The sequence below is a fragment of the Frankia sp. CeTa3Moorea genome, from assembly GCF_978021225.1.
The window spans coordinates 8281-15641 of record NZ_CDXDOR010000108.1 but is presented as its reverse complement, the minus strand read 5'-3'; the positions used below and the strand labels follow the sequence as shown (position 1 = coordinate 15641).

Below are 7361 nucleotides of genomic sequence, written 5' to 3'. Positions count from 1 at the left end.
TCGCCACGACGGGCTGCCCGTCGGGCGAGGTGCAGACCCGGCTGCGGCTCGGGCAGCCCGACGAGGCCCTGCGCGCCGCGGAGACCTACCGGGAGATCTTCGGGCCCGAGAACTTCTTCCTGGAGCTGATGGACCACGGGCTGGCCATCGAACGCTCGGTCCGCGCTGGCCTGCTCGACATCGGCCGGCGGCTCGGCCTGCGCCCGCTGGCCACGAACGACTCCCACTACGTTACCGCCGACCAGGCCGGTGCCCACGCGGCACTGCTGTGCGTCCAGAGCCGCAGGACCCTGCATGACCCCAGCCGGTTCAAGTTCGACGGCGAGGGCTACTATCTCAAGAGCGCTGAAGAGATGCGGGCCCTCTGGGACGACGAGGTTCCCGGCGCCACCGACACGACGCTCGACGTCGCGGCCCTGGTGGAGTCCTACGACGAGGTGTTCGCCCACCGCGACCTCATGCCAGTCTTCCCGCTGCCCACGGGGGAGACCGACGAGTCCTACCTGCGCGACCAGGTCGCCGCCGGCCTGGCCCGACGCTACCCCGGCGGCGTACCGAACGATCGGCGCGACCGCGCGGCCTACGAGCTCGACGTCATCGTCGGCAGGTCGCTGTCCACGTACATGCTGGTCGTGGCGGACATCTGCCGGGAGGCGCGTGAGCGCGGCATCCGGGTGAACGCCCGCGGCTCGGCCGTCGGCTCGATTGTCGCCTACGCGCTGGGGATCACCGGCCTGGACCCGATCGACTACAAGCTGTACTTCGAGCGGTTCATCAACCCCGAGCGCCCCTCGATGCCCGACATCGACCTGGACGTCGACGAGCACCGGCGCGGCGAGCTGATCAGCTACGTTGCGGACCGATACGGACACGACCGCGTCGCGCAGATCATCACCTTCGGGACCATCAAGGCCAAAGCCGCGGTCCGCGACGCCGCCCGCGTGCTGGGGCACCCGTTCGCGGTCGGGGACCGGATCACCAAAGCCCTCCCGCCACCGGTGATGGGCCGCGACGCACCGCTGGCCGCCGTGTCCGACCCGACGCACCCCCGCTACGGCGAGGCGACCGAGGTCCGCACGATGCGCGACGCCGATCCGGTGGTCGCCGAGGTACTGGATCTCGCGACCGGCCTGGAGGGCGTGATCCGCCAGGCCGGTGTGCACGCGGCCGGCGTCATCGTGTCCCGCGACCCCCTCGTGGACGTCCTGCCGGTCTGGCGCCGGGACGACGGCGCGACGATCACGCAGTTCGACTTCCCGACCTGCGAAGCCATGGGCCTGCTGAAGGTTGACTTTCTGGGCCTGCGGAACCTCGCGATCCTGGAAGCCGCGCTCGCCCACATCCGGCGCACCCGCGGCGAGAACATCGACCTGGAGACGGTTCCGCTCGACGACCCCGCGACGTTCTCGCTGCTGGCCTGCGGCGACACCCTGGGGGTGTTCCAGCTCGACGGCACGGCGATGCGGGCCCTGCTGCGTGCCATGGCCCCGACAGCATTCGAGCACATCTCCGCCGTGTTGGCCCTCTACCGGCCGGGTCCGATGGCGGCTGGCGCGCACACTGACTACGCAGACCGCAAGAACGGCCGCAAGCCGGTCGTGCCCATCCATCCCGAGTTGGCTGAGGTCTGCGCGGACATTCTCGGTGACACGTACGGCCTGATCGTCTACCAGGAGCAGGTCATGGCGATCGCGCAGGCGGTCGCCGGCTACTCGCTCGGCAAGGCTGACCTGCTGCGCCGGGCGATGGGCAAGAAGAAGAAGGAGATCCTCGACAAGGAGTTCGCCCCCTTCTCCGCGGGGATGCGCGCGGGCGGGTACTCCGACGCGGCGATCAAGACCCTGTGGGACATTCTCGTCCCGTTCTCCGACTACGCCTTCAATCGCGCCCACACCGCCGACTACGGGATGGTGTCGTACTGGACCGCGTACCTGAAGGCGAACTACCCCGCTGAGTACATGGCGGCCGTACTGACCTCGGTCGCGGTTGTCCCCGACCGAATGGCGATCTACCTGGCGGAGTGCCGACGGATGGGCGTACGGGTACTGCCCCCAGACGTCAACGAATCCGAGCTGGATTTCACCCCGGTGGGGGAGGGCATCCGGTTCGGCCTCGGTGCGGTCCGCAACGTCGGTACGAGTGTGGTCGACGCAATCATCACGGGTCGGCAGAAGGCCCCCTACACCTCGTTCCCCGACTTCCTCAACAGAGTCGAGGCGCCGGCATGCAACAAGCAGGCCGTCGGCTCACTGATCATGGCCGGGGCGTTCGACTCTCTCGGCCATCGGCGGCGCCCCCTCTTCGAGGTCCACGAGGGCGTGATCGGCGCGGCACTGCATGCGAAGCGGGCCAGGGCGGCTGGGCAGTACGACATGTTCGATGACGTCGATGATGGCGTCGATGACGAACCGGCGCCCAGCAGGATTGATCTGGACCTGGGCGGCCCGGAATGGCCGCAGCAGGAACTGCTGGCCCAGGAGCGGGCCATGCTCGGCCTCTACGTCTCCGGCCACCCCCTGGACGGGGCGCGGGCGATACTGGAGCATCACCGCTCGACCACGATCGTGGACCTCCTCGACGCCGGCCAAGCCGGGCGCGAGGTGCGCATCGCGGGCATGATCTCCAAGGTTGACCGGAAGGTCAGCAAGAGCTCCGGGGCACCGTGGGCGGCCGTGACCGTGGAGGACCTGGAGGGCGCGATCGAGGTCCTGTTCTTCTCGCGGACTTACGCGGCACTTTCGGGCCGGCTCGTCCCGGACGCGGTGGTGTCCGTGCTGGGCCGGGTCAACGAGCGGGACGGCTCTATCAGCCTGGTAGCGAGCGACCTGGCCACCCTGGACCTCACCGCCTCGGACGTCGAGGAGACGCCGGTCCTGCTCACCCTGCCCGTGAGTGCGATCACGCCGCGCCTGGTCGGCGAGCTGCGTAGGGCCCTGACGGCACACCGCGGCTCCCGACCGGTACGCCTGAGCCTTCAGGGCGAGAGGCGGCGCACGCTGATGGAGCTCGAATACAAGGTCCACGCCACACCCGCGCTGCGGGGCCGCCTCGATGCGCTGCTCGGTATCGGCGCGGTGTCCGTGTGGCCCACCGAGGGCCATCGGGCGCCCAGGCGAGGGGCTGCGTGACGCCGACGTGCGGCGCCGCGGACCAGCGGGCCCGAGTGGCGACGTGACGCCCCGAAAAAACACGGTGTCGGACCGTTTCGCGCACCGAAGGAGGAAGATGTCCCGCAGAAAGGCGAGATCATGAAACATGAAAGCTGTCATCATCGAGGGAGACCAGCGTGACTACGACTCCGGCGCAGCCCGCCCTGTTCGACGGCGCCCCGGCCCGGGCGGTGTCCGCCTCCGGCCTGGGGGACCCGCGCTTTCTTGAGGTTCGCCGGACGATCGAGGAATTTCCCGAGCTCCAGGGGCGGCTGGCATGGGACCGTCTCAACGCGCTCGCGTTGGGCATTCAGGAGGCACTGGAGAGGCTTGATCAGAAACGGCGGGCTGCATGATTGTCCGTCGATGGGGGCTACGCTACCTCGATCTCGACTCCGCATGGGTGCGCGAACACCGTCCCGACCTCGACGCGGACGACCCGATCGACTCCTGCGGGATCCAGATGGAGGGGTGGCCCGACCAGACCGAGATCGTGATGTGGAAGTGGCGGAAGATTCTCGACGAGGATGATGGCCGCCCCTACCAGCTCGTCCGCCAGGACATCACCTACGGCCGGTACCGGGACGCCACCCGGGAGGACCTCGCGGCCGACCGCGCGGGGTCAGCCGCGCTCAACTGGGCCACGCGACTACCTGGAGGACAGGTCGACCCACAGGCCTCTCTTGACACTGCCCGGCGGCGCGGCGACGACTGGCCGATCTTGTGTCGGGATGTCACCACGGGGCCGTGGGTGGAACTGCGCGAGACCGGGATCGCCGGAGAGAGCGAGACGGCGTGATGTGATCAACTCAGTAAGACGGTTGATGCCAGGCTACTGTGAAAGCGGCTTGACGACGTCCACAGGTTTTGGAGAAGGTGCGCGCGATGGTGGAGCTCGAGCAGCACCTGCCCGAGGTCGAGATCCTCGATGAGGACCCCCCCGAGGGGTGGATCGAGGCGGCCGAGGTGGGCCTCGCCGACTATGAGGCCGGACGGTTCGTCGTCTGCGACCCCGAGACGTTCGATCGACTTCTGGCCGACGCTGCCGTCCATCCACAGGCGAGCTGAGCCCGTTCCGTTATCCACAGGCCCTGGGCCCGATTCGTACAGGGAGTCGAAAGGCGGCTAACGTATCGTGTGCCTACCTTCCTGCCGGTTGCCGCGTTCTGGGCGGACTGGGGCCGGCTGCGACCCGAGCAGCGCGCCGCGTTTCTGCGGGCGCGAACCCTCTTCGTCGAGGGGCTGACCGCAGGCACGTTCCACCCCTCGCTGCGCGTGAAGGGGTACAAGTCAGCTTCGAGCGTCTACGAGATGACCTGGGCTCCCGACGGCCGGGCACTGTGGGCTTACGGGCAGCCCATCCCAGGGCGGCTGGGCCCGCATGTCGTGTGGCTGCGAATCGGATCGCACGAGATCTTCCGTCAGCCACCGACAAGTACGCCTACGAGAAGATGACCCTATGATCAGAGATCTGCTCTGGAAGGCGGCCGAGGCACTGGAAGCGGGGGAGAACCCGCTCACCGAAGCTTGGCTCGACGCACATACGACACAGGCCGAGCGGCGGGCACTGCTCGAGTCGCTCGCACAGGGGGCACGGCTGGCCGCCTGGGTGGGCGACAACTCCGGGACGGCGGCAGCACAGGAGGCCCTGGAGGGTATCCGGCGAACTGCCGCACGGCGTGCCCAGTGGCTATGAACATCGCCTCAACAGTGATCCCAACCCCTTCTCCGCCGTCCCTGCCACCGGTGTTGCGGTGGGATGGGTAGCTGCTGCGCCGACACCTCCGCGGCACCGAGCGTCAGCGAGAACCGAACAGGCGCAGGTACTCCGCAGCCGAGTTCGGGTTGCGACCCCACTCCCGCAGGCCCGAGCCGACATTGTCGGTCGAGTAGTCGTCGAAGTAGCACTCGCCGCGTAACATCCGGCGGCTGTCGGGGAGCTTCTCGTCCCAGAGGCCCTGGAAGAAGTGGCGCATCCACCGGATGAAGGCCGGGTTATCGCCGCCGCCCTGCTGTTTGACGGAGGTTGCGCGGGAGTACGGCGTCAGCCAGCAGAACGTCTCCCGTGCAGTCATCCGAGGGGACGAGGTGTTCTCCGATTCGGAGAGGCTCGCCGACGCTCTCGCGCTCGCGCGGGCCGCCGACGTGAGCATGTACCTGCTGCTCGGGCCATCTGCCTAGTCGGGGCGGGTCGCCTGCACTCCGGTCGCAATGGCCGCCGCAGCCTGGGCGAAGGCGATCTTTCCGGTGTCGTCGAGCTGGTCGTAGTCGACCTCGTGAAGGATCTGCATCGCGGCCCGCAGGTAGACGTCGGTGTTGGTCGTGGTGATGAGCGCGTGCGGGTGCGGGGTGGGCGGCAGGGCAGGCTTGGCCATGAGGCCATGATGGCCGAAGGAGGTCATCCGCGTCTCAACGGGCGTCGGTGCGCCAAGGTGTTGTAGCGGACCGATTGCGGCGAACGACTCTCGCGGTACGAGTCCGATCGGCTACGTTCAGGCCCCATCGCGTCGAACACGGACTCCAGGGGCACGCTGCACGGCCGGCAGCGCGCAGGTCCGGGCGCTGGGGCAGAAGTCGGCCAGATGCCGTGTCCGACGAGTGGCACCCGAGTCGCCTGCTCGTCGAAGTGCCGGAGAGCGGCCCCACGGAACGCCAAGACATCACGGTCCTGCGTGAGCTACCCGAACCCGAGGAGGGTGGGTTCGGGTGGGGGTACAACGGTTACGGGACGAGCCACACCGCGGCGGCGGTGCTGGCGGACGTGCTCGACGGAACTCACACCTTGATCGAAAAGTGGGGCCAAAACTCGGGATCTGGCCCGCATAGCCAGCAGGAGCCTGTGCCGATCATCCATGACACATGATTACCACTGCCAGTGTCCGGCTGTTCTCGTTTTGCACGCGAGTACATCTCATTCCGTGACGGCGGTGCGGTTACCCGGTTTCGGGGTGGTCGGATGCCGGGTTCGCACCCTCGGCCGGGCCGGGAGCGGCGGGGCGGCCGGGCGCGGACGGTGAGCGGCGCCTGCGGGCCCGCAAGAGGGCCTGGCGCACAGCCTCCCCGTCCAGGGCGGCCAGGGCGGCGTCCCCGGTCCGCTCCCCGTACTCAGCCAACGCCGCCGCGGCCGCGGGCTGGGTGCCCTGCGCCGCCACCACGGCGGCCAGCGCGTCCGCGTAGGCGGCGGCCAGCGCCTGCTGGCCGTAGACGGTGACCGTCCGCGCCGCCCGGTGCGCCGCCGCCGCCCGCTCCACCGCGGGCAGCACAGCCAGCGCCGCCACCGCCGCGTCCACCGCCGCGCGCAGCAGCGCGGCCGGATCCCCGGAGACATCGTCGGTCATGGCCAGGACCGTATACGAGGCCCGTACACCGATGTAACAGATCCGAGCATCCCGCCACACGGACCCGTTACACCGGTGTACGGTGCTGATATCCGCTCCAACCGAAAGGACACTCATGCCCCACACCCTGCCCGAGCACATCCAGGCGATCGCTGACGCGATCGTCGACCCCGCCGAGCGCGCGGACCGGCTCGCGGACCACGCCCACCTGCACCTCGGGGCCGAGCGTGACGATCTGCTCGCCGCCGCCCGTACGGCGGCCGAGCAGATCGTGGCCCCGGCCCGCCGGACGTCCCGGTAGGTAGGCTCACCGGCGACCCCGGTCCGGCACCCGCCGGCCGGGGCCGCCGTCATGTCCCGGCCCGTCCGCGGCAGACTGGGACGGTGATCCAGGACCTGCTGCGGGCTGCCGCGGACGAGCTGGAGGCGGGCGGCGACCCCCTCGACACGGCCTGGCCCGGACGCCCACGACGCCACCCCGAGCGAGCGGGAGACCCTGCGCATCACCCTCGCCGAGGGGGCCCGGGCGATGCTGTGGATCATCCGCCACAGCGGCACCGCGGCCGCGCAGGAGGTCCTCGAGGGCGTCCGGGCCGACACCGCCCGCCGACAGCGCGGGTAGCCGGCCGTCAGGGGCGGTGCGCTCACCACGGCAGCACCAGCCGGCCCACGGTCGGCGGCAGCGGGTCCTCGGGCGGCCGGGCCGCATGCGCCGCGGCGCTCTCCTGCCGGCTGACCGGCCCCGTACGCGGGTCCGCGACCAGGTGCGGGTAGCGGGCCATCACCACGCCGAGCTCCTCGCCCAGGAGCCCGGCGATCTCCGTCCAGGCCAGCGGCGGACGGATGGTCGTGCCCGTCCGGGCCGCCGCGACCA

General features: G+C 69.8%; 11 protein-coding genes. 7 read left to right on the top strand and 4 right to left on the bottom strand.

Features of this window, described 5'->3' with window-relative positions; translation table 11 throughout:
- The 6 genes from dnaE to AC08OV_RS17300 all read left to right on the top strand — a co-directional run.
- Positions 1-3128 (top strand): DNA polymerase III subunit alpha (dnaE, locus tag AC08OV_RS17325; protein ID WP_476619953.1); only part of this gene is annotated, 3128 nt, incomplete at its 5' end.
- Between the two features lie 158 nt (positions 3129-3286).
- Positions 3287-3505, top strand: coding sequence for a hypothetical protein (locus AC08OV_RS17320; RefSeq protein WP_476614985.1), 219 nt, complete (start codon positions 3287-3289; stop codon positions 3503-3505).
- A complete protein-coding gene (locus AC08OV_RS17315; protein ID WP_476614984.1) occupies positions 3502-3948 on the top strand; it encodes a hypothetical protein in 447 nt (148 codons plus the stop codon). Before AC08OV_RS17320 ends, AC08OV_RS17315 begins: the two co-directional genes overlap by 4 nt.
- Before the next feature lie 86 nt (positions 3949-4034).
- Positions 4035-4217, top strand: coding sequence for a hypothetical protein (locus AC08OV_RS17310; RefSeq protein WP_476614983.1), 183 nt, complete (start codon positions 4035-4037; stop codon positions 4215-4217).
- 69 nt (positions 4218-4286) lie between these two features.
- Positions 4287-4604, top strand: a complete 318-nt coding sequence (locus AC08OV_RS17305) for a hypothetical protein (protein WP_476614982.1) — start codon at positions 4287-4289, stop codon at positions 4602-4604.
- 4 nt (positions 4605-4608) lie between these two features.
- Positions 4609-4845, top strand: a complete 237-nt coding sequence (locus AC08OV_RS17300) for a hypothetical protein (RefSeq protein ID WP_476614981.1) — start codon at positions 4609-4611, stop codon at positions 4843-4845.
- A 103-nt stretch (positions 4846-4948) separates the two neighbouring features.
- On the opposite strand, the gene AC08OV_RS17295 is transcribed toward AC08OV_RS17300, so the two are convergent.
- The 3 genes from AC08OV_RS17295 to AC08OV_RS17285 all read right to left on the bottom strand — a co-directional run bounded on the left by AC08OV_RS17295 (position 4949) and on the right by AC08OV_RS17285 (position 6487).
- Positions 4949-5224: a hypothetical protein gene (locus tag AC08OV_RS17295; RefSeq protein WP_476614980.1), complete on the bottom strand. Its 276-nt coding sequence runs from the start codon at positions 5222-5224 to the stop codon at positions 4949-4951.
- 102 nt (positions 5225-5326) lie between these two features.
- Complete coding sequence (locus AC08OV_RS17290) at positions 5327-5524, bottom strand: hypothetical protein (RefSeq protein WP_476614979.1); 198 nt, start codon at positions 5522-5524, stop codon at positions 5327-5329.
- A gap of 558 nt (positions 5525-6082) precedes the next feature.
- Positions 6083-6487 carry a hypothetical protein gene (locus AC08OV_RS17285; protein WP_476616247.1) on the bottom strand — a complete coding sequence of 135 codons (405 nt, stop codon included), beginning with the start codon at positions 6485-6487 and terminating at the stop codon, positions 6083-6085.
- Positions 6488-6602: 115 nt separating this feature from the next.
- Between AC08OV_RS17285 and AC08OV_RS17280 the strand changes: the two genes are divergently transcribed.
- Positions 6603-6788, top strand: coding sequence for a hypothetical protein (locus tag AC08OV_RS17280; protein WP_476616248.1), 186 nt, complete (start codon positions 6603-6605; stop codon positions 6786-6788).
- Positions 6789-7131: 343 nt separating this feature from the next.
- Here the strand turns inward: AC08OV_RS17280 and AC08OV_RS17275 are convergent.
- A partial coding sequence (locus AC08OV_RS17275) for a hypothetical protein (protein ID WP_476619952.1) occupies positions 7132-7361 on the bottom strand: 230 nt, incomplete at its 5' end.

What these genes read in the sequence shown, in the direction of transcription:
- AC08OV_RS17300 (WP_476614981.1), top strand. Translation starts at nt 4,609, where the DNA reads ATGATCAGAGATCTGCTCTGGAAGGCGGCCGAGGCACTGGAAGCGGGG.
- AC08OV_RS17280 (WP_476616248.1), top strand. Translation starts at nt 6,603, where the DNA reads ATGCCCCACACCCTGCCCGAGCACATCCAGGCGATCGCTGACGCGATC.
- AC08OV_RS17290 (WP_476614979.1), bottom strand. Translation starts at nt 5,524, where the DNA reads ATGGCCAAGCCTGCCCTGCCGCCCACCCCGCACCCGCACGCGCTCATC.
- AC08OV_RS17310 (WP_476614983.1), top strand. Translation starts at nt 4,035, where the DNA reads ATGGTGGAGCTCGAGCAGCACCTGCCCGAGGTCGAGATCCTCGATGAG.
- AC08OV_RS17295 (WP_476614980.1), bottom strand. Translation starts at nt 5,224, where the DNA reads ATGACTGCACGGGAGACGTTCTGCTGGCTGACGCCGTACTCCCGCGCA.
- AC08OV_RS17285 (WP_476616247.1), bottom strand. Translation starts at nt 6,487, where the DNA reads ATGACCGACGATGTCTCCGGGGATCCGGCCGCGCTGCTGCGCGCGGCG.
- AC08OV_RS17315 (WP_476614984.1), top strand. Translation starts at nt 3,502, where the DNA reads ATGATTGTCCGTCGATGGGGGCTACGCTACCTCGATCTCGACTCCGCA.